Origin of the sequence: Streptomyces sp. V1I1, assembly GCF_030817355.1 — a bacterium.
Classification (GTDB): domain Bacteria; phylum Actinomycetota; class Actinomycetes; order Streptomycetales; family Streptomycetaceae; genus Streptomyces.
Genome location: NZ_JAUSZH010000001.1, coordinates 5,764,383 through 5,785,785, shown reverse-complemented (window position 1 = coordinate 5,785,785; position 21,403 = coordinate 5,764,383). Strand labels below are relative to the sequence as shown.

The following is a 21,403-nucleotide window of genomic DNA, read 5'->3' as shown; positions in this document are numbered from 1 at the left end:
ATACGTCTGAGCATCTCGACGATGCCCTTCCCGCGCATCGAATGTCAGCATGGATCGGTCCTGCTCCGTCGCGCCGAGAACCGCCCCTCGGGCCACATCCCCCAGCTGACGGAAAGTACTGGTCACGATGACAACTCGCGCTCCCGTTCGTCCGCCGCCCTCCCAGGCGTCCGGCAGTGACTTCGCCAGACTGTCGAAGGAGATCGCCGACGCGGGGCTGATGGGCCGCCGATCCGGCTACTACACGGCACGGATCGCGACGGTGGGCGCGCTCTACACCGGCGGCTGGGTCGCTTTCGTGCTCATCGGGGCCAGCTGGTGGACGCTGGCCGTGGCCGTCCTGCTCGCCCTGGTCTTCGGCCAGGTCGCCCTCCTGGCTCACGACGTGGCTCATCGACAGGTATTCCGGCTTCGCAAGGCCAGCGAGCGGTTCGGCCGGATCGCCGGGAACGCCGGGATCGGGATGGGCTACGGCTGGTGGCAGGACAAGCACACCCGCCACCACGCCAATCCCAACCACGAAACCCTCGACCCCGACCTGATCCCCGACCTGCTGGTCTGGTCCCAGCAGCAGGCCCACGCCGCTAAGGGCCTTCCCAGGCTCATCGGCCGCTCCCAGGCCTTCCTCTTCTTTCCTCTTCTCACGCTGGAGGGCTTCAACCTGCATGTGATGGGCGTGAAGGCCCTGGCCAGCCGCTCGCTAAAACACCGCGCCCAAGAAGGCACCCTGCTCTTTGCCCACTTCGCGCTCTTTCTCACTGCACTGTTCCTCGTGCTGCCGCCAGGTATGGCCATCGCCTTCCTCGCCGTTCACCAGGGCCTGTTCGGCCTCTACCTCGGCTCCATCTTCGCCCCCAACCACAAGGGCATGCCGATTCTGACCGGCGAAGACCGCCCCGACTTCCTCCGCCGTCAGGTCCTCACCTCACGCAACGTGCGCGGTGGCCGATTCACCGACATCGCGCTGGGCGGTCTCAACCACCAGATCGAACACCACCTGTTCCCCAGCATGCCCACCCCCCATCTCCGCGACGCCCGCCCCATCGTCCGCCGCTACTGCGAGGAACTAGGCGTCCCCTACCTCGAGACCGGCCTCATCGCCTCCTACCGGCAAGCCCTCACAAGCCTCCACCAGGCAGGTATCCCCATCCGCGACGCGCGCCACCGCTCAGCCAATGCCTCATCCGGCCTGAGCTGAATACTCGTCATTGCCTCCAGTCGGCGAAGACGAGCCGAGTGGAGAGAGCAGCCCGCCTCCCATGGCCGGCCCCAGCAGTAACGGGACCGACTGCACGACCGGACCACAGCCGATCATCCGGATCCGCTCCACGAGGTCCCTGCTAAACGACTTGGCGTCAGCACCTGCGGTCGATGTGGACTCACGACAGACCGGATGAAGGCTTGGCCGGGGTGTGCGGCGGTCCGGCCACGCCAGTGGCCAATCACCGCCCGCACATTCGACCGTGCTCTGGACTTGCCGTCCGACCCCGCGGCTCGTTCTCGTCAGGACCGTGACGCCGACCGAGGTGCCCGCCACAACGGCTCGTCAGAGACTCACGGACCACTCCTCGGGCTCGGCGGAGACAATCCGCGTGCCGTGGACGACGGTGGCGCCGGGGTGTCCTTCTACTGCCCGGCGCGGTTCGGCCGGTGTTCCAGCAGGTCCGAGAGAGGGCCCGAGAGCATGCCTGGCGCCCGAAGGTGTTGCAGGTGACATCGCCTGGCGGTATCGGTTCACGGCCCGCCGCCCTCGCCCGGGAGGTGGTGCTGGACGATGCCACGTTGGTGATCTGCGCCCGTGACGGCGACATGCGCGCCTTCGAGGTGCTGGTGCGCCGAACACACCGCCGGGAAGGTCGAACGGCTGCTGGGCGCCGAGGCGGTAGGAGCACCCGCGGCTCCGCTGTGGTGGACGGAGGCCCGCGCGTCCACCGCCATCCCCGAGGCCGAAGGCCTGGCCGGATCGTTCGCCGGCCGGCTCACGACCGTGCTCGGCGGCGCCACCTGGCCTCCGGATGCCGCACAGACCGCCGTCGTACCCATCAACTCGGACATCACCGCGCTGCCGGCGGCCGACGACGCCCTGCCCACTGTGGACGTACTCACCAGCTCCACCGCCGTGGTCCTCTCCGAGCGACCACTGGTCGCCATGACCACGTGGCTCTCCGAGATTCTGAGCGTGTGCACCGAGAGCGAAAAGGCGCTGCACATCGTCACCCCGTCACATGCCCGGCTCACCATGGCCACCCGCACCGCGCTGAAAGGCGCGCCGAACCGCTGGGTCGTTCAGGACGAGGAGTGTGGCTACTACGACGGCCTCTCCGGCGCCGTACTGCGCTGGCATGACGGCACGTTCGCCCCGGTCCACACCAGCGCCGGTGCCACAGCCGTCGCCTCGGCCTTCACACAAGGCACCGAGACAGATGGACGGCAGCTGATCCTCTCCTTCAGCACCTGGCACGCCCCCAACGAGCATCTCGTCCTCGGCCGTGCACTGGAAGCCGCCTGGCAGGCACTCACCGGCTCTCCGCCGGCCGGCTGGAGCACCGCCGAGCCGATCAGCCTTCCCTGGTCCACCCGCCAGTTGACGGACTTCGCACGTGCTCGCGCCCCCCGACCAACGTGGCTCCTCGCAGTCGGCGCCCCTGGCCGCCCGGCCATCGCCACCCTGCGGATCATCCGGACCAAGGACGGCATCGAGGAGGAGATCACGCTCGTCACAGGTTACGGCCCCGACGAAGACCTGCCGCTGGTCGCGATCGAGCCCCTCGCAGAGTCGCTCGCCACCCAACACGGCCTGACGTCCATGATCGCGTCCTTGCGCCCAGCACGCCGTGACCTGACCGTCCCTCCCCATTCGGAGGCACCGCCGATCCCAGTCTCCTTCACACTCGGGCCCGACAGCGTCAGCGACGTCGGCCTCCCCCACGCCCGCCGCCCACCGCTGAACCTCCGCCCAGTTGAGCTCGGTCCCGACAGCCGCCCCGGACTGCACTACCACCTCGGCGATGGCACCGACGCACAGGCCTGGGACACACTCCAGCTGCTCACACGTCACCTCCACACTCGATAAGGGAGGATGGCGCCCGGTGAACCGGAGGAACCGGGGGGCGGTTGAGGGAACTCGCGCCTTCATAGCCCGTGACTGGTCGGGACTGAATTAGAAGTCGGTGGTGGCAAGCACACACGATGGCCACCCCACTGGCCAAGTGGCCGTGCGCCCCTCCGCCAACCAGAAGCCGTCGGCTGAAACGCGTCGTGGTCAGGCGCGGACGTCGCGCTGCTGCACTTCCTTGAGGACCGTGGCCACAGTGGCGAAGTCATTGTCCACATGGAGCACGGTGTGACCGTGGTGGACCGCCGTCGCGCACACCAGGAGATCGATGGCTCCTGCAGCACGGTGCTGTCCGCGCTGGGTGAGCTTGTACTGGGCGGTGTCCACCCAGCGCCACGCGCTCTTCGGGACCGGCGAAAGCTGGCACAGAGCATCCAGCTCCCCGGCCAACTCGTCGCGATGCGACGGGCTGGTGGCCGAGTACAGAAATTCGGTGCGCGTGGGCTCGCAGATACGCAACACCCCGGCGGCGATGTGCCCCTCCCAGGGGCGCATCGCCCCTGGGGTACGGAACAGATGCCACAGCGCAGAGGTGTCTACGAGATACGTGATCACTCAAAGGCCGCCCGACGCGCGCGCTTGGCAGCGTCGTACGCAGCTGCGGCCTCCTCGAACTCGCCGCGCTCGCCCCGCTCAGCCAACTTCTCCGCGGCCTCAAGCCTCCTGATGCGAGCCACATAGTCCCGCAGAGCCGCGTTGACGGTCTCCTTCTTGGTCGTCACGCCCATCAGGCGCATCGCCTCGGCCAGCGCCTCGTCATCAAGGTCGATCTGGGTAACGGACATGCTCACCACCCCACCCGAGTGTCCACGATGTACACACTCAAGGTACATCACCAACGCTCCCTGCGGGAGATCCCGCGAGTAGCGGCGAAACGAAGCCGGATCAGCGAGCCCGCCTAAGACTCCAAGCCCTGATTCCACCGCACGCGACGGCATCCACCCTGATCACTTTTTAGGCCACATGCGACTCATCGACCATCAGACACATTTCGGACACGCCGCATCCACTGCGCGTCCACTGGATCTTGGTCCGGGGCTAGAGTGAGGGCCTTCACGAGGTTCACAAGGGCCCTCACTACTGCATTTATGCAGGTCAGAACGTTTCTGCACGGGCGATTTGAAGTGGGGCGGGTGGGACTCGAACCCACGGCCGACGGATTATGAGTCCGCTGCTCTAACCGGCTGAGCTACCGCCCCTAACGGCGCGTCGCGCACAAATGTGCGCGCCGTCTGCCGCAGCATAGCCGCTCATACGATCTCCTGCCTCGGATGGTCGGCAACGCACAATCATGAGGACTGCGCTGCCCCCTGCCCGGTTCCAGGAGCCGTCCCGAAGCCGTCCCGAAGTAGTCCAGGACACGAAAAAGGACCCCCCAAGGGGCCCTCTTCCGGTATCTGCTCCCCCGGCTGGACTCGAACCAGCAACCCTCCGGTTAACAGCCGAATGCTCTGCCAATTGAGCTACAGGGGATCGCGCTCCCCCGACTGGACTCGAACCAGTAACCTGCCGGTTAACAGCCGGCTGCTCTGCCAATTGAGCTACAGGGGATTGCTGCATGTGCGCCGAACGTACCTACCCCGGGCTCCCCGGGGGGCGTGCGCTCGCCGCGACACATACATTAGCGCAAGCAGGGGGGTGCTCCGCCAATCGGTAAAGCCCCGGGTGATCACGGGCCTGACCGGGTAGGCGGCGAGCACCGACGCAAGGGAAGGGTGGCAGCCATGCGGTACAAGCTCACGTTCCTCGCCGGACTGGCCCTCGGCTACGTGATCGGCACGCGAGCCGGGCGCGAGCGCTACGAGCAGCTCAAGAAGTCCGTTCGCGAGATCTCCCAGAATCCTGCCGTGCGCAATGCCGCGGAGTCCGCGGCCCACAACAGCCGCGAGGTCGCGGGCAAGGCCTTCCACGCGGTGAGCGAGAAGGTCGGGGACCGGGTGCCCGACTCGGTGGCCGAGCGGGTGCGGTCCCTGCGGGAGCGGAGCGCGAGCGGTGAGGACGACTGGGGCACCAGTAATACGTGACCACCAGTGCTACTAACCGACGGGCGTGACGTGGTACCTCCGCGCGTGCGGCAGAATCTTCAGTCATGGGGATAGTCGCCGGCTTGGACAGTTCGTCTGCATTCACGCGCATCGTCGTCTGTGACGCGGACACGGGTGCCGTGCTGCGCCAGGGGTACGCGCCGCACCCCGTCGAGGCGAAGGCCACCGAGATCGATCCGCAGGTATGGCTGCTCTCGCTCGGCGAGGCCGCGGCCGGCGGGCTGCTCGAAGGTGTGCAGGCCATCGGCGTCTCCGCGCAGCAGCACGGTCTGCTGACGCTGGACGCACAGGGCAATCTCGTACGTCCCGCGCTGCTCGGCAATGACAAGCGGGCGCAGGCCGCCGCGGCGGATCTGATCGACGCGCTCGGCGGGCGGCAGGCCTGGGCCGAGGCTGTCGGCTCGGTGCCGCAGTCCGCACAACCGGTGGCGAAGCTGCGCTGGATGGCGCGTTCCGAGCCCGAGGCGGCGCAGCAAGTCGCGTCCGTCATGCAGCCGCACGACTGGCTGGTGTGGCAGCTGCTCGGCCGGCCGGCCCGCAGGACCACGGACCGCGGCGGCGCTTCCGGCACCGGTTTCTGGTCGGCGGGCACCGGCTCGTACCGGCCCGACCTGGTGGAGATGGCGCTCGGGCACCAGTGCGCGCTGCCCGAGGTGCTCGGTCCGGCCGATGCCGCCGGTACGACGCCCGAGGGGCTGCTGATCTCCGCCGGGACCGGCGAGACGATGGCGGCGGCCTTCGGGCTTGGCGTCGGGGTCGGCGACGCGGTGGTGTCGCTGGGGGCCTCTGGCTCCGTGATGGCCGTGCACCACCAGGCACTGGCCGATCCTGGCGGGATGATTACGTCGTTCGCCGATGCCACCGGGATGCATCTGCCGGTGGTGCACACGCTCAATGCCGTACGGGCGCTGCGCGGCACGGCCGAGCTGCTGGGCCTGGAGGATCTCGACGAGCTCTCCGCGATGGCAATGAAGTCGACGCCCGGTTCGTCCGGGCTTGTGATGCTGCCGTATCTGGAGGGCGAGCGCACTCCGCAACTGCCGCACACCGCCGGGACGCTGAGCGGTCTGCGCCGCGAGTCGATGAAGCCCGAGCATCTGGCGCGGGCCGCCTTCGAGGGCATGCTCTGCTCGCTCGCGGACGCCATGGACGTGCTGCGCGGGCGCGGGGTCGAGGTGCGCAGGGTGTTTCTGCTGGGTGGCGCCGCCGAGCTGCCCGCCGTACAGACCGCGGCGCCCGCGATCTTCGGGGCGCAGGTCGTCGTGCCGCAGCCCGCCGACTACGCGGCGCTGGGCGCGGCCCGGCAGGCCGCGTGGGCGCTCGGGGTCTCGCAGGGGACGCTGTCGCCGGCCGCTCCGCCGGCCTGGCAGGGCGCCGCGGCTCAGGTTTTTGAGCCGGGCGAGGAACTGGCGGTGGGTCAGGCGGTGCGCCAGCAGTACGGCGCGACGCGGGATCAGATCCACCCCGGGGCGTTCAACCCGACATCTTGACCCTGCCTTGAATTAATCCCTTGATGTTCCCGGGGCGGAGTGTCGCAAGATGGGGTGACCCCTCGATCTTGCCGACTCCGAGAGACAGCGCGTGCTGATACGACTTCTACGGACGTATCTCAGTCCGTACCAGAAACCCATCGCCCTACTGGTGGCCCTCCAACTGCTGCAGACCAGCGCCACCCTCTATCTGCCCACCCTCAACGCGGACATCATCGACGACGGTGTCGTGAAGGGGGACACGGGCTACATCCTCCGGGTCGGCGCGGTCATGATCGCCGTGAGCGTCGTCCAGGTGATCTGCAACATCGGAGCGGTCTTCTACGGCGCGCGAACCGCCTCCGCGCTCGGGCGTGATGTCCGGGCCGCCGTCTTCGACCGGGTGCAGAGCTTCTCCGCACGCGAGGTCGGGCACTTCGGGTCGCCTTCGCTGATCACCCGTACGACCAATGACGTCCAGCAGGTGCAGATGCTGGTCCTGATGGCGTTCACGCTGATGGTGTCGGCGCCGATCATGTGCGTCGGCGGCATCATCATGGCGCTCGGCCAGGATGTGCCGCTGTCGGCCGTGCTGCTCGCGGTGGTGCCGTTGCTCGGCATCGCGGTGTCGCTGATAGTCAAGAAGATGCGGCCGCTGTTCCGGACGATGCAGGAGCGTCTGGACACCGTGAACCGGGTGCTGCGGGAGCAGATCACGGGCAACCGCGTCATCCGCGCCTTCGTACGCGACGAGTACGAGAAGGAGCGGTTCCGCGGGGCCAACACCGAGTTGACCGATGTGTCCCTGTCCACCGGCCGACTGATGGCGCTGATGTTCCCGACCGTCATGACGGTGGTGAATGTGTCGTCCATCGCCGTCATCTGGTTCGGCGCACACCGCGTCGACAGCGGTGCGATCCAGATCGGCGCGCTGACCGCGTTCCTCGCGTATCTGATGCAGATCGTGATGGCTGTGATGATGGCCACCTTCATGTTCATGCAGGTGCCGCGCGCCGAGGTCTGTGCCGAGCGGATCGAGGAGGTGCTGGCGACGGATTCGAGCGTGGTGCCGCCGTCCGCGCCCGTACGGCAGCTGCGCAGCCACGGGCATCTGGAGGTGCGGGACGTGGAGTTCCGCTACCCGGGGGCCGAGGAGTCGGTGCTGCGCAGCGTCGATCTGGTGGCGCGGCCCGGCGAGACCACCGCGATCATCGGGTCGACGGGCAGCGGGAAGTCGACGCTGCTGGGGCTCGTACCGCGGCTGTTCGATGTGACGGGCGGCGAGGTGCTCGTCGACGGGGTGGATGTGCGTGAGCTCGATCCGGCGCTGATGGCGAGGACGGTGGGGCTCGTACCGCAGAAGCCGTATCTCTTCTCCGGGACGGTGGCCACGAATCTTCGGTACGGAAAGCCCGGCGCGAGCGACGACGAGCTGTGGCAGGCGCTGGAAGTCGCGCAGGCCGACGACTTCGTACGGAATCTTGAAAGCGGGCTGAACGCGCCGATCGCGCAAGGCGGCACCAATGTCTCCGGCGGGCAGCGCCAGCGCCTCGCGATCGCCAGGACCCTGGTGCAGCGGCCCGAGATCTACCTCTTCGACGACTCCTTCTCGGCACTGGACTACGCGACGGACGCGGCGCTGCGCGGGGCGCTGGCGCGCGAGACCGCCGAGGCGACGGTGGTGATAGTCGCGCAGCGGGTGTCGACCATCCGCGACGCCGACCGCATCGTGGTCCTGGACGAGGGGCAGGTCGTGGGGACCGGCAGCCATCACGAGCTGATGGAGAGCAATGAGACCTATCGGGAGATCGTGCTCTCGCAGCTGACGGAGGCTGAGGCCGCATGAGCGGGCCGGGCGGACGGATGATGATGGGACCGGTCGAGCGGTCCATGGACTTCAAGGGCTCGGGCAAGCGGCTGCTGCGGCAGCTCGCGCCGGAGCGGGCGACGCTGTGGGTGATGCTCGCGGCGGGTGTGCTGAGCGTCGCGTTCGCGGTGGTCGGGCCGAAGATACTGGGGCAGGCGACCGACCTGGTCTTCGCGGGGGTCGTCGGCCGGGAGATGCCGGCGGGGACCAGCAAGGAGCAGGCGATCGCCGACCTTCGGGACAAGGACCAGGGCGGGCTCGCCGACATGCTGTCCGGCGTGGACTTCACGCCTGGCGACGGCATCGACTTCACCGCCGTGGGCCATGTGCTGCTGGTGGCGCTGGTGGTGTATCTGGCCGCGGGTCTGCTGATGCTGGTGGCGACGCGGCTGTCGATCCGGGTGATCAACCGGACCGTGTTCCGGATGCGGGAGGACGTACAGGCGAAGCTGTCGCGGCTGCCGCTGTCGTACTTCGACCGGGCCAAGCGCGGCGAGGTGCTCAGCCGGGCGACGAACGACATCGACAACGTCTCGCAGACGCTGCAGCAGAGCATGGGGCAGCTGATCAACTCGCTGCTGACCATCGTGGGCGTGCTGGCGATGATGTTCTGGATCTCGCCGCTGCTCGCGCTGGTCGCGCTGGTGACGGTGCCGGTGTCGGTCTTCGTGGCGACTAAGGTCGGCAAGCGTTCGCAGCCGCACTTCGTGCAGCAGTGGAAGACCACCGGCAAACTCAACGCCCATATCGAGGAGATGTACACCGGCCATGCGCTGGTGAAGGTCTTCGGGCGACAGAACGAGTCGGCGCAGGCCTTCGCCGACCAGAACGAGAAGCTGTACGAGGCGGGTTTCAGGGCCCAGTTCAACAGCGGGGTGATGCAGCCGCTGATGTTCTTCGTCTCGAACCTCAACTATGTGCTGGTGGCGGTCGTCGGCGGACTGCGAGTCGCGTCCGGCGCGCTGTCCATCGGCGATGTGCAGGCGTTCATCCAGTACTCCCGGCAGTTCTCGATGCCGCTGACGCAGGTCGCCTCGATGGCGAACCTGGTGCAGTCGGGCGTCGCGTCGGTCGAGCGGATCTTCGAGCTGCTGGACGCGGACGAGCAGGAGGCCGACGCTCCGTCCGCCTCGGCCTCGGCCGAGCGGCCAGGACAGCCGCTGGGGCAGGTCTCGCTGGAGAAGGTCGCCTTCCAGTACGACCCGGAGAAGCCGCTGATCGAGGATCTGTCGCTGAGCGTGGAGCCGGGTCATACGGTCGCGATCGTCGGCCCGACGGGTGCGGGCAAGACGACGCTGGTGAATCTGCTGATGCGGTTCTACGAGGTCACGGGCGGCCGGATCAGCCTGGACGGCGTGGACATCGCGAAGATGTCGCGGGAGGAACTGCGCTCCGGCATCGGGATGGTGCTCCAGGACACCTGGCTGTTCGGCGGCACGATCGCGGACAACATCGCGTACGGCGCGTCCCGCGAGGTGACGCGGGAGGAGATCGAGGAGGCGGCGCGCGCGGCGCACGCCGACCGTTTCATCCGTACGCTCCCCGACGGCTACGACACGGTGATCGACGACGAGGGCTCGGGCGTGAGCGCGGGCGAGAAGCAGCTGATCACGATCGCGCGGGCGTTCCTGTCCGATCCGGTGATCCTGGTGCTCGACGAGGCGACGAGCTCGGTCGACACCCGTACCGAGGTGCTCATCCAGAAGGCGATGGCGCGCCTGGCCCACGGGCGTACGAGCTTTGTCATCGCGCACCGGCTCTCCACCATCCGGGACGCGGATGTGATCCTGGTGATGGAGAACGGCGCGATCGTGGAACAGGGCACGCATGAGGGGCTGTTGGCGGCGGAGGGGGCGTATGCGCGGCTGTACGCGGCGCAGTTCGCGCAAGCGGTGGTGGAGGTGGAGTGATCCGGGGGGGCGGTGCGCCTGCGGCGGGCGTTCCCCTACCCTCCCCCTACGCCCTGGCGGGCGTGAGGGGACCCCCACCTCAATCTCCCCCGGACGAAGTCTGGGGGAGATTGAGGTCTGGGGGTCTGGGGGCGAAGCCCCCAGTCAGTCCAGGTAGCCGCGGAGCTGGTCCGCGAAGGCGTGGTCGCGGAGCTTGTTGAGGGTCTTGGACTCGATCTGGCGGATGCGCTCACGCGTCACGCCGAAGATCCGGCCTATCTCTTCGAGCGTCCGCGGCCTCCCGTCGACCAGCCCGTAGCGCAGCTGAACGACCTTGCGTTCGCGCTCGCCGAGAGTGGAGAGCACCGCCTCGAGGTGCTCACGCAGCAGCAGGAAGGCAGCCGACTCGACGGGCGACGCCGCGTCGCCGTCCTCGATGAGATCCCCGAGGGCGACGTCGTCCTCCTCCCCCACCGGCGCGTGCAGGGAGACCGGCTCCTGCGCCAGCCGCAGCACCTCGCTGACCCGCTCCGGCGGCAGGTCCAGCTGGACGGCGACCTCCTCGTGGGTGGGTTCGTAGCCGCGCTCCTGGAGCATCCGGCGCTGGACCCGGACGACCCGGTTGATCAGCTCGACGACGTGGACCGGGACGCGGATGGTGCGTGCCTGGTCGGCGAGGGCCCGGGACATGGCCTGGCGGATCCACCAGGTCGCGTACGTGGAGAACTTGTAGCCGCGGGCGTAGTCGAATTTCTCGACCGCCCTGATCAGGCCCAGGTTTCCCTCCTGGACGAGGTCGAGCATGGTCAGCCCGCGGCCTACGTAGCGCTTGGCGACGGAGACGACGAGCCGGAGGTTCGCCTCGATCAGCCGGCGCTTCGCCATCCGGCCCATGACCACCAATTTGTCGAGGTCGACGGCGAGTTGGGAGTCGTCGATGTCGGGGGTCTTGCCGAGCCTCTCCTCGGCGAACAGACCGGCTTCGACGCGCCGCGCCAGTTCGACCTCCTCGACGGCCGTGAGCAGCGGAATTCTGCCGATCTCCCGCAGATACTGACGGAACAGGTCGGATGTGGGCCCGCCGCTGTCGATGCGGCCGGCCCGTCGTTCCGGAGGCTCGGGCACTTCCACTGGATCCTCGACGACGGTCTCCGGGACCGCTTCGGGAACGGTCGCGGTCTCGGGGTGATGTACGGCCCGGCTCTGCGCGGGAACCTGCGCGGAGACGGCCGCGACAGCATCGGTCTCGGTCAGGGTCTGGGTCTGCACGGGGGCGACCTCCAGGGTGATCGCTGCCGGTTCGGGGGCGTGCGGCAGCGGGACGGAGGCGGCCGGGCCGCTTTCCGTCCCGTACACGATGAACGGATCCGCGGGGGTAAGAGGCCCACTGTGGGTGGACCGGCCGCGCTCCGGGGACTCAGGCACCGCACCCCAGTGTGGGGTACGACACATCACCGCCACGAGGGGCGTGCGGCTACTTTTTGAGTCCAGTGCGTGACCGGGCGGTTACCCAAGCGGGGCTAGAGGGCGTCCGCGCCCTGGTTGCGCAGGGACTGGGCGTACTGCTGGAGCACCCACAGTTCGTTCTGTACGGCTGTGTGGTGCTCGGGGTCGGCGTGCGGGCCGAGGCGGGCGAGGTTGCCCTGGACCTCGCGGATGCGGCGGTCGACCGCGCGCAGCCGGACCTGGACGAGCTGGGTGCCGGCGTAGGTCTCGTCGACCGTCCTGGCGTGGACCGCTTCGACGGCGAGCTCGGTGACCAGGGCGCGCACGGTGTCGTTCGGGGCGGCGTCGCGCACGCGGGCGAGGTAGTCGGGGGTGTCCTGGGTGCCCTGTTCGGCGCCGCCGGCCTCGGTGATGGTCTGGCGGACCGCGGCGTACGGCGGGGCGGTGAACTCGTCCACGCCGTAGGCGTCGAAGGCCGGGGAGACCAGATCCGGGTGCTGGAGGGCGAGCTTGAGCAGTTCGCGTTCGGTGCGGTGGGCGGGGCTGCGGAGGTTGAGGGCGGGGCCCGCGAGGGTCCGCGGGGCGATCTGGGTCTCGTACGACTGCGGATTACGGGACGGGGTCGCGGGGCCGCGGCCGCCGCGATCGCGGGCCCAGCGGGCGAGCTGGGCGACCCGCTTGACCACGAACTGCGTGTCGAGGATGCCGAGGATGCCGGCGAGCTGCACCGCCGACTCGTGCTGGATGGCGATGTTCTTGATGCCCGCGACGATCGGCGCGGCCTCGTCGAGCGCGGCGGCCCGGCCCGCGGGCGTCTCCAGGTTGTGGCGCAGCACGCTGTGGCGGATCGCGAACTCGAAAAGCGGCGTGCGCGTTTCGACCAGCTTCTGCACCGCGTCGTCGCCCTCGGCCAGGCGCAGTTCGCAGGGGTCCATGCCGCCGGGCGTAATGGCGATCGAGGTCTCGGCGGCGAACTTCTGGTCGTCCTCGAAGGCGCGCAGCGCCGCCTTCTGCCCGGCCGCGTCACCGTCGAAGGTGAAGATCACCTCGGCCGTTGCATTGTCCATCAGCAGCCGGCGCAGGATCTTGATGTGGTCGCCGCCGAAGGCCGTGCCGCAGGTGGCGATGGCGGTGGTGACCCCGGCCAGATGGCAGGCCATGACATCGGTGTAGCCCTCGACGACGACGGCCCGGCTGGTCTTGGCGATCTCTTTCTTGGCGAGATCGATGCCGTACAGCATCTGGGACTTCTTGTAGATGCCCGTCTCAGGGGTATTGAGGTACTTCGGCCCGTTGTCGCTCTCGTACAGCTTGCGTGCTCCGAAGCCGACGACATCGCCCGAGATATCGCGGATCGGCCACATCAGCCGGCCGCGGAAGCGGTCGATGGGGCCGCGGCGGCCGTCCTGGGAGAGGCCGGAGAGGATCAGCTCCTTGTCGCTGAAGCCCTTCCCGCGCAGAAAGCGGGTGAGGTGGTCCCAGCCCTGCGGGCTGTAGCCGACGCTGAAGTGCTGGGCGGCGGCCTGGTCGAAGCCACGCTCGGCGAGGAACTTACGGCCCGTCTCGGCCTCGGGGCCGGTCTCCAGCTGCTCGATGTAGAACTGCGCGGCGACCTTGTGCGCCTCGACCAGGCGGATGCGCTCGCCCCGCTGGTGGGTGGGGTTGTACCCGCCCTCCTCGTAGCGCAGGGTGATGCCCGCCGTCGCGGCGAGGCGCTCGACCGTCTCGGAGAAGGAGAGATGGTCGATCTTCATCACGAAGGCGATGGTGTCGCCGCCTTCCTGGCAGCCGAAGCAGTGGAAGAGACCCTTGCTCGGGCTGACCTGGAAGGAGGGGGACTTCTCGTCGTGGAAGGGGCAGAGCCCCTTGAGGTTTCCGCCGCCGGCGTTGCGCAGCTGGAGGTACTCGGAAACGACGGCGTCGATCGGGACCGCGTCCCGGACCGCCTTCACGTCGTCATCGTTGATCCTGCCTGCCACACGCGGAAGTCTACGGTGGCGCTGTGACACTCCCGTCAGCTGTTGAGGGAAGTGAGCGGTACGGAAGGGTCGGCGAGGGCTTCCGGGTCCACCGGGGCCCCGGAGCGGATCAGCTGCTGGATCGGGTCGGTGACGTCCCACACATTGACGTTCATCCCGGCGAGCACCCGGCGGTCCTTCAGCCAGAAGGCGATGAACTCCCGTTTCCCGACGTCGCCGCGGAGCACCACCTGCTCGTACGAGCCGGGCGGTGCCCAGCCTGAGTACTCCAGGCCCAGGTCGTACTGGTCGGAGAAGAAGTACGGGATGCGGTCGTACGAGACATCCTGGCCGAGCATCGAGCGCGCTGCGGCCGGGCCACCGTTGAGGGCGTTCGCCCAGTGCTCGACGCGCAGCCTGGCCTCCAGCAGCGGGTGGTGGGCGGCCGCGACGTCGCCCGCCGCGTAGATGTCGGGGTCGGAGGTGCGCAGTCCGGCGTCGACGGCGATGCCGCCGCCGTGCGCCCGGTCCGCGAGCGCGAGGCCGGCGGCTTCGGCGAGGGCGGCCCGCGGGGCCGCGCCGATCGCGGCGAGGACGTCGTGGGCCGGGTGCTCCTCGCCGTCGTCGGTACGGACGGAGAGGACCATGCCGTCCTGGCCGGTGATCTCGGTGAGGCGGGCGCCGAAGTGGAAGCGGACACCGTGCTCGCGGTGCAGTTCGGCGAAGACCTGGCCCAGCTCGGGGCCGATGACCTGGTGCAGCGGGGTGGCTTCCGGTTCGACGACGGTGACTTCTGCGCCGTAGCCGCGGGCGGCGGCCGCGACCTCCAGGCCGATCCAGCCCGCGCCCGCGATGACCAGATGGCCGTTGTCGCGGCCGAGCGCGGTGAGCACCTGGCGCAGCCGGTCCGCGTGGGCGAGGCGGCGCAGATGGTGGACGCCGGCCAGCTCGGTGCCGGGGATGTCCAGGCGGCGCGGCTCGGCTCCGGTGGCCAGCAGCAGCTTGTCGTAGTGCAGTACGGTGCCGTCGCCCAGGCGTACGGACTTGGCGTCCCGGTCGACGGCGACGACGGTCTGGCCGAGGTGCAGTTCGACGTCGGCCTGGGCGTACCAGGCGGGTTCGTGGACGAAGACGCTGTCGCGCTCCTCCTTGCCCGACAGATAGCCCTTGGACAGGGGCGGCCGTTCGTAAGGGTGGTCGCGTTCGTCACCGATGAGGATCACGCGGCCGGTGAACCCTTCGGCGCGGAGGGTCTCGGCGGCCTTGGCTCCGGCAAGTCCACCGCCGACGATGACGAATGTCCGATGTGCGTCGACCACTTGATGCCTCCTCTTTGCTTTTACGCTGCGCAGCCTTCAGCGAGCGTCCCGCACGCAGCGTTATGGCGGAAGAGGGAGTGACCCCTGGGCGTGTCATCCCGGACGCGCCGCGGGGGCTCTCCCAGCTGCTCAGCGGCGGGCCGTGAGCTGGGCGTGCAGGGTGCGGGCGGAGGCGTCCGTGAGCGAGGCGAGCTGGTCGACGATCACCCGCTTGCGCGCCCGGTCGTCGGGGGCGGCGTCGAACAGAGCACGGAATTGCGGGTCGAGGCTCTCGGGGGCGCGGGCGGTGAGCGCCTCGGCCAGTTCGGCGAGCACGATGCGCTGGTCGGCGCGGAGCGCCTCCTGTTCGGCGCGCTGCATCACATAGCGGTCGGCGACGGCCTTGAGGACCGCGCATTCATTGCGGGCGGCACGCGGAACGACCAGCTCGGCGGCGTACCGGGTGAGCCGCCCGGAGCCGTATCTCTGGCGGGTCGCGCCCTCGGCGGCGAGGCAGAAGCGGCCGATGAGCTGGCTGGTGGCGTCCTTCAGCCGGGCCTGCGCGACCGCCGAGCCGTCGTAGTGGTGCGGCCACCACTCCTGGTCGATGAGCCGGTCCAGGGCCTCGGCCAGCTCCTGCGGATCGGTGTCCTCGGGTACGTACCGCCCGATCGCCACCTGCCAGATGTCGCTGCGTTCAGGTTCGGCGAGGAGGAGGTTGGGGTCGATATGGCCGGCGTGCAGTCCGTCCTCGAAGTCGTGCACGGAGTACGCCACGTCGTCGGACCAGTCCATGACCTGGGCCTCGAAGCACTTGCGGTACTCGGGGGCGCCCTCGCGGGCCCACTCGAAGACCGGCAGGTCGTCCTCGTAGACCCCGAATTTCACCGAGTCGGGGTCGGTGGGGTGTCCGCCGCGCGGCCAGGGGTATTTGGTGGCGGCGTCCAGGACTGCCCGGGTGAGGTTGAGGCCGACGCTGACGAGCTCGCCGGTCCCCGCTTCGGCACCGGCTGATGTCATCGTGCGGTGGACGAACCGCTTGGGCTCGATACGGGTCAGCAGCCGCAGCGACTGGGCGTTGCCCTCGAAGCCGCCGCAGTCCTTCGCGAAGTCGTTCAGTGCCTGCTCGCCGTTGTGTCCGAACGGCGGGTGGCCCATGTCGTGGGCGAGGCAGGCGGCCTCGGTGAGATCGGGGTCGCAGCCGAGCGCCGCGCCCAGTTCCCGTCCGACCTGGGCGCATTCCAGGGAGTGGGTGAGCCGGGTGCGGGGGCTGGCGTCCCAGGCCTGATTGCGGGTGCCGGGGGTGACCACCTGGGTCTTGCCGGCGAGCCGGCGCAGCGCGGAGGAGTGCAGCACGCGCGCGCGGTCGCGCTGGAAGGCGGTGCGGCCGGGGCGTTTGTCCGGCTCGGGGGCCCAGCGTGCGGTGGCCGCCTCGTCGTAAGCGTCGTCGGGGGCGTCGTATGCGCCGGGGCCGGATGAGGTGGTGCCGGTGGTGCCTGCCATGCACCGAAGGTAACCGGAGCCGGTGGCAGTCGGGCGATGTGGTGGGCTACGCAGGGGCGAGTTCGCGCCGCTGCGTAGCGTGCGCAGCGCTCAGGGCCTCGTCGTAGCGCTGTAGCAGCAGCCGGGCCAGGGCCGGGTGCGCGCCGAGCGGGGCGGCGGCGATCCAGGGCCCGGCGGCGGCGCTGCGGGTGGCGAACAGACCCGGGAACGCGAAGTAGGAGGCGACGGCGATGCGGTGGCGGCCCCGGGCGGCGAGCGCGCGCAGGGCCGCGGGGACGGTGGGCCGGGCAGCCGACGCGTAGGCGGGAACGACCGGCACTCCGCCGAGCCGCTCGCTGAGCAGTTCCGCGGTGCGCCGGGTGTCGGACGCGGAATCGGGGTCGCGCGAGCCCGCGGCGGCCAGGACCACTCCGGTGCTGCGGCTGGTGCCGTCCTCGGGCCGCCAGCCCGCCTCCGCCAGCCGGGAGCAGAGCGCCTCCACGAGGAGGGGGTGCGGGCCGAGCGGGGCGGCGATGCGTATGTCCGCGCCGGGTACGGCCGCGGCTGCCTGCGGCAGATCGTGCTTGACGTGGTAGCCGCGGCTGAGCAGCAGCGGTACGAGGACGGCGCGGGCGCCGTCCGTATGCCGCTCGCTGTGGAGCGCGGCGAGGGTGCCGGGCAGCAGCGGCTCGTTCAGCTCGATGTGGCCGAGGCGGACGTCGAGTCCGGGGCGCAGCTCGCGGACTCGGTCGAGGAGCTCGGTGACGGTGCGCAGGGCGCGTGGGTCGCGGCTGCCGTGCGCGACGGCGACGAGGGTGGGCCGTTCGGTCGGGGGCATACGCCTGCGGGTTCCGTTCAGTGTGACGTGGCTGAGTTGGCTGCCGAGCTGGTCGGAGATGCGCAGGAGCAGCTGCGCTGTGCTGTCGAGGGGCGTGGCGTCGAGGGGCAGGGACTCGCGAAGGTGCGCCGGCTCCGTCATGAAGCGATCCTGACGTGCCGAGATTGCCGGGTCGTTGCGTGAGGGTGACGGGTGTTTTCCACGGGCTCACCGGCGCCCCGGCGGCGTTGTCAGGCCCGTCACCTACTGTGATCGACATCGGAACCGGAACATCCGGGAGGCGGTGCCGCCATGGGCCGGATCGAGATGGAGAGCGGCGGATACGCCCCCGACCGAACCGATCCGGCCCAATCCACGTCTGACCAGGCGTGAAGGTGAGACTACGACTTCCCAAAGCACCCCGGACCCGGCGCGCCCAGCGGCGGGTCGCGCAGGCCGTCATGCTCGCCTGCGTCTTCGCGCTCGCTCCCGCGACCTGGATGCATGCCGTCGCCGACAGCCGCATCCGCACCGTCGCGCAGGTCCCCGCGCAGGATGTCGCCGTCGTCTTCGGGGCCGGTCTCTGGAAGGGCCGCCCCACGCCCTATCTCGCGCACCGGCTCGACGCCGCCGCCGAGTTGTACCGTGCGGGCAAGGTCAAGGTCGTGCTCGTCACGGGCGACAACAGCCGCGTGGAGTACGACGAGCCGGACGCCATGCGCACGTATCTCACCGCCCGCGGCGTGCCGGACAAGCGAATCGTCAGCGACTACGCCGGGTTCGACACCTGGGACTCCTGCGTACGCGCCAAGAAGATCTTCGGGGTCCGGCGCGCGGTCCTGGTGACCCAGGGCTTCCACATCCGGCGGGCCGTCGCGCTCTGCCGGGCGGCTGGGGTCGAGTCGTACGGCGTCGGGGTCGCCGAACCCCACGACGCGACCTGGTACTACGGCGGGACGCGGGAGATGTTCGCGGCCGGCAAGGCGGCGCTGGATGCCGCGTTCACGCCGGATCCCCGGTTCCTGGGGGCCGAGGAGCCCGGTGTGAGGGAAGCGCTGGCCGCAGCCGCCCGGTGACACGCGGCGACAGACTCGCGCCGGCATCCGCGGCGCGCGACAGTGAACCGTATGGAAAACCACGTAGCAACCCTGCTCAGCCGGCACGCCGAAGCGCTCGCGCTGTTCACCGAACGCGTGCACGCGGTACGGGCCGATCAGTGGGACGACCCGACGCCCTGCACCGAGTGGTCCGTACGCGATCTCGTCAACCATCTCACCTCGGAACAGCTGTGGGTGCCGGACCTGGTGACCGACGGAGCCGGCATCGATGAAGTGGGCGACGCGTACGACGGCGATGTGCTCGGCGCCCACCCGCGGGCGAGCTGGGACGCGGCCGCGCGCGCCGCGCGGAAGGCGTTCGGGGAGCCGGGGGCGCTGGAGCAGACCGTGCTCCTCTCGTACGGCGAGACGCCGGCGGTGGCGTACTGCGCGCAGATGATCACGGACGCGGTCGTGCACAGCTGGGACCTGTCCCGTGCGATCGGCGCGCCGGAGCGGCTGCCGGATGTGCTGGTGAGCTTTGCGCTCGACGAGGTCACTCCGTACGCCTCGGGCCTGTCGAAGTCCGGTCTTTTCGCCCCGCCGATCGAGCCGCCGCCGGGCGACAGCCACCAGGCCAGGCTGCTGGCGCTGCTCGGACGCCGCGCGTGAGGAGGGCCGCGGGTTCCTCACAGGGTGCCACGGGTACCTCACGGGGTGCCACGGGTACCTCACGGGGTGCCACGCTTACCTCACAGGGTGCCACGGGTACCTCACGGGGCGGCGGGGCGCGGGCGGAGATGGGCGTACCCGGACCGTAATCCGGCGCGCCCGCCCGCGTAACACGGGCGTCCCAACCTGGCCGTATGCCCGAAACCACCACCGAGGCTGCTGCCCCGGTCACGCCGACCCACTGTCCCTACTGCGCCCTGCAGTGCGGGATGAGTCTGCGCGGTGGACCCGAGGCGGTCGAGGTGGTGGAGCGCCCGGACTTCCCGGTGAACCGGGGCGCGCTGTGCGGCAAGGGCCGCACCGCGCCCGCGCTGCTCTCCTCCCGGGTGCGTCTGACCGAGCCCCTGGTCCGTCGCCCCGCCACAGGCAGGCTCGAGCCGGCCACCTGGGAGGAGGCTCTCAGTACGGTCGCGGCGGGACTTCGGCGTACGAGAGCGGTGTACGGCCCCGACGCGGTCGGCGTCTTCGGGGGCGGGGGCCTGACCAATGAGAAGGCGTATTCGCTCGGGAAGTTCGCGCGGGTCGTGCTGGGCACCTCGCAGATCGACTACAACGGGCGCTTCTGCATGTCGTCGGCGGCGGCCGCGCACCAGCGGGCGTTCGGGCTCGACCGCGGGCTGCCGTTCCCGCTGGAGGACATTCCGCGCTCCGGGTGCGTGATCCTCGTAGGCTCGAATATCGCCGAGACGATGCCGCCGGCGCTGCGCTATCTGACCGAACTGCGGGAGAACGGCGGCAAGTTGATCGTCGTCGATCCGAGGCGGACACGGACCGCGGAACAGGCCGACCTGCACCTCGCGCCCCGGCCGGGGACGGATCTGGCGCTGGCGCTCGGGCTGCTGCACCTGGTGGTGGCCGAGGGGCGTACGGACGAGGAGTTCATCGCGTCGCGCACGAGCGGCTGGGGGGAGGCGCGGGCCGCGGCGATGGCGCACTGGCCGGAGCTGGTGGAGCGGATCACCGGGGTGGGCGTGCCCCAACTGCGCGAAGCGGTGGGGATGTTCTGCGACGCGGAGTCGGGGATGGTGCTGACCGCGCGCGGTCCCGAGCAGCACTCCAAGGGCACGGACACGGTGAGCGCGTGGATCAACCTCTGCCTGGCGACGGGCCGCGCGGGCCGGCCGCTGTCCGGCTACGGCTGCCTGACCGGCCAGGGCAACGGCCAGGGCGGCCGCGAACACGGCCAGAAGGCGGACCAGTTGCCGGGCTACCGCAAGCTCGACGACCCGGCGGCGCGGGCGCATGTCGCCCGGGTGTGGGGGGTTGAGCCGGAGTCGCTGCCGGGCCCGGGGCGCAGTGCGTACGAACTGCTGGACGCGCTGGGCGGGGACGTGAAGTCGCTGCTGCTGATGGGCTCGAACCCGGTGGTCTCCGCGCCCCGAGCCGGGCATGTGGAGGAGCGGCTGCGCTCGCTGGACTTCCTGGCGGTCGCGGACGTGGTGCTGTCGGAGACGGCGGCGCTCGCGGATGTGGTGCTGCCGGTCACGCAGTGGGCGGAGGAGACGGGCACGACGACCAATCTGGAGGGCCGCGTCCTGCTGCGCCGCCAGGCGGTGACGGCCCCACAGGGCATACGGAGCGACCTCGAAGTGCTGGGCGGGCTAGCGGCTCTGCTGGGCCACGAGAAGGGCTTCCCGGCGGACCCGGAGGAGGTCTTCGAGGAACTGCGCAGGGCGTCGGCGGGCGGCCCGGCGGACTACTCCGGCATCACGTACCGAAGGATCACGGAGGAGGACGGGGTGTTCTGGCCGTGCCCCGAGGAGGTCTCGGGAGACCACCCCGGCACGCCCCGGCTCTTCCTCGAACGGTTCGCGACCCCCGACGGGCGCGCCCGCTTCGTCGCCGTGGCGCATCGGGCCGCCGCCGAAGAGGTCGACGAGACGTATCCCGTACTGCTCACCACCGGGCGGGTCGTCTCGCAGTACCAGTCCGGGGCGCAGACCCGGCGGGTCGATGAGCTCAATGCCGCCGCCCCCGGGCCTTTCGTCGAGCTGCATCCGTTGCTCGCCGAGCGCCTCGGGGCCGTCGAGGGCGAGCCGCTCGCCGTCGTGTCACGGCGTGGGCGGGCCGTCGGGCCCGCCCGGATCAGTGCGGGGATACGGCCCGACACCGTCTTCATGCCGTTCCACTGGCCCGGCGAGGGCCGGGTCAACTCGGTGACGAACCCCGCGCTCGACCCGACCTCGCGGATGCCCGAGTTCAAGGTGTGCGCGGTCCGGGTGGAACGCGCGCACGAGACGTAGCCCCA

16 protein-coding genes and 3 tRNA genes are annotated in these 21,403 nt (G+C 69.9%); 9 read left to right on the top strand and 10 right to left on the bottom strand.

Translation table 11 applies throughout. The features are described from left to right. Positions 1-127: 127 nt before the first annotated feature. Positions 128-1,198: an acyl-CoA desaturase gene (locus QFZ67_RS27070; RefSeq protein WP_307663664.1), complete on the top strand. Its 1,071-nt coding sequence runs from the start codon at positions 128-130 to the stop codon at positions 1,196-1,198. Between the two features lie 600 nt (positions 1,199-1,798). Beyond that, positions 1,799-3,073: a DUF6177 family protein gene (locus QFZ67_RS27065; RefSeq protein WP_307663663.1), complete on the top strand. Its 1,275-nt coding sequence runs from the start codon at positions 1,799-1,801 to the stop codon at positions 3,071-3,073. A 189-nt stretch (positions 3,074-3,262) separates the two neighbouring features. Here the strand turns inward: QFZ67_RS27065 and QFZ67_RS27060 are convergent, their stop codons facing one another. The 5 genes from QFZ67_RS27060 to QFZ67_RS27040 form a co-directional block, all read right to left on the bottom strand. Beyond that, complete coding sequence (locus tag QFZ67_RS27060) at positions 3,263-3,670, bottom strand: PIN domain nuclease (protein ID WP_307663662.1); 408 nt, start codon at positions 3,668-3,670, stop codon at positions 3,263-3,265. Further along, positions 3,667-3,900, bottom strand: coding sequence for a type II toxin-antitoxin system VapB family antitoxin (locus tag QFZ67_RS27055; protein WP_175331083.1), 234 nt, complete (start codon positions 3,898-3,900; stop codon positions 3,667-3,669). Before QFZ67_RS27055 ends, QFZ67_RS27060 begins: the two co-directional genes overlap by 4 nt. 340 nt (positions 3,901-4,240) lie before the next feature. After that, positions 4,241-4,314: transfer RNA gene (locus QFZ67_RS27050), tRNA-Ile, on the bottom strand. Positions 4,315-4,515: 201 nt separating this feature from the next. Beyond that, a tRNA-Asn gene (locus QFZ67_RS27045) sits at positions 4,516-4,588 on the bottom strand. A gap of 5 nt (positions 4,589-4,593) precedes the next feature. Beyond that, positions 4,594-4,666, bottom strand: a tRNA-Asn gene (locus QFZ67_RS27040). 173 nt (positions 4,667-4,839) lie between these two features. On the opposite strand from QFZ67_RS27040, the gene QFZ67_RS27035 reads away from it, so the two are divergent. From QFZ67_RS27035 to QFZ67_RS27020, 4 genes are all read left to right on the top strand, one after another. After that, positions 4,840-5,139 (top strand): YtxH domain-containing protein, encoded by a 300-nt coding sequence (locus tag QFZ67_RS27035; protein ID WP_307663661.1) that lies wholly within the window; start codon positions 4,840-4,842, stop codon positions 5,137-5,139. Between the two features lie 65 nt (positions 5,140-5,204). Then, positions 5,205-6,650: an FGGY family carbohydrate kinase gene (locus tag QFZ67_RS27030; RefSeq protein ID WP_307663660.1), complete on the top strand. Its 1,446-nt coding sequence runs from the start codon at positions 5,205-5,207 to the stop codon at positions 6,648-6,650. A gap of 91 nt (positions 6,651-6,741) precedes the next feature. Then, positions 6,742-8,475 (top strand): ABC transporter ATP-binding protein, encoded by a 1,734-nt coding sequence (locus tag QFZ67_RS27025; protein ID WP_307663659.1) that lies wholly within the window; start codon positions 6,742-6,744, stop codon positions 8,473-8,475. Then, positions 8,472-10,406 carry an ABC transporter ATP-binding protein gene (locus QFZ67_RS27020; protein WP_307663658.1) on the top strand — a complete coding sequence of 645 codons (1,935 nt, stop codon included), beginning with the start codon at positions 8,472-8,474 and terminating at the stop codon, positions 10,404-10,406. Before QFZ67_RS27025 ends, QFZ67_RS27020 begins: the two co-directional genes overlap by 4 nt. Positions 10,407-10,550: 144 nt before the next feature. On the opposite strand, the gene QFZ67_RS27015 is transcribed toward QFZ67_RS27020, so the two are convergent. The 5 genes from QFZ67_RS27015 to QFZ67_RS26995 form a co-directional block, all read right to left on the bottom strand. Then, positions 10,551-11,810, bottom strand: coding sequence for an RNA polymerase sigma factor (locus QFZ67_RS27015; RefSeq protein ID WP_307663657.1), 1,260 nt, complete (start codon positions 11,808-11,810; stop codon positions 10,551-10,553). Positions 11,811-11,905: 95 nt separating this feature from the next. Then, positions 11,906-13,810, bottom strand: a complete 1,905-nt coding sequence (gene dnaG / locus QFZ67_RS27010; RefSeq protein ID WP_307663656.1) for a DNA primase — start codon at positions 13,808-13,810, stop codon at positions 11,906-11,908. A 35-nt stretch (positions 13,811-13,845) separates the two neighbouring features. Further along, positions 13,846-15,108 carry an NAD(P)/FAD-dependent oxidoreductase gene (locus QFZ67_RS27005; RefSeq protein ID WP_307663655.1) on the bottom strand — a complete coding sequence of 421 codons (1,263 nt, stop codon included), beginning with the start codon at positions 15,106-15,108 and terminating at the stop codon, positions 13,846-13,848. Positions 15,109-15,237: 129 nt separating this feature from the next. Further along, positions 15,238-16,590: a deoxyguanosinetriphosphate triphosphohydrolase gene (locus tag QFZ67_RS27000; protein WP_307663654.1), complete on the bottom strand. Its 1,353-nt coding sequence runs from the start codon at positions 16,588-16,590 to the stop codon at positions 15,238-15,240. 46 nt (positions 16,591-16,636) lie between these two features. After that, positions 16,637-17,548 (bottom strand): sirohydrochlorin chelatase, encoded by a 912-nt coding sequence (locus tag QFZ67_RS26995; protein ID WP_307663653.1) that lies wholly within the window; start codon positions 17,546-17,548, stop codon positions 16,637-16,639. Between the two features lie 227 nt (positions 17,549-17,775). Between QFZ67_RS26995 and QFZ67_RS26990 the strand changes: the two genes are divergently transcribed. The 3 genes from QFZ67_RS26990 (at position 17,776) to QFZ67_RS26980 (ending at position 21,398) form a co-directional block, all read left to right on the top strand. After that, positions 17,776-18,462 (top strand): vancomycin high temperature exclusion protein, encoded by a 687-nt coding sequence (locus QFZ67_RS26990; RefSeq protein ID WP_373430130.1) that lies wholly within the window; start codon positions 17,776-17,778, stop codon positions 18,460-18,462. 51 nt (positions 18,463-18,513) lie between these two features. After that, the gene (locus tag QFZ67_RS26985; protein WP_307663652.1) at positions 18,514-19,095 is read left to right on the top strand and encodes a TIGR03086 family metal-binding protein; all 582 of its coding nucleotides are present in this window, start codon (positions 18,514-18,516) and stop codon (positions 19,093-19,095) included. Between the two features lie 194 nt (positions 19,096-19,289). Further along, entirely contained in the window at positions 19,290-21,398 is a 2,109-nt protein-coding gene (locus QFZ67_RS26980) for a molybdopterin oxidoreductase family protein (RefSeq protein WP_307663651.1), read from the top strand. The last annotated feature ends 5 nt before the right edge of the window (positions 21,399-21,403 follow it).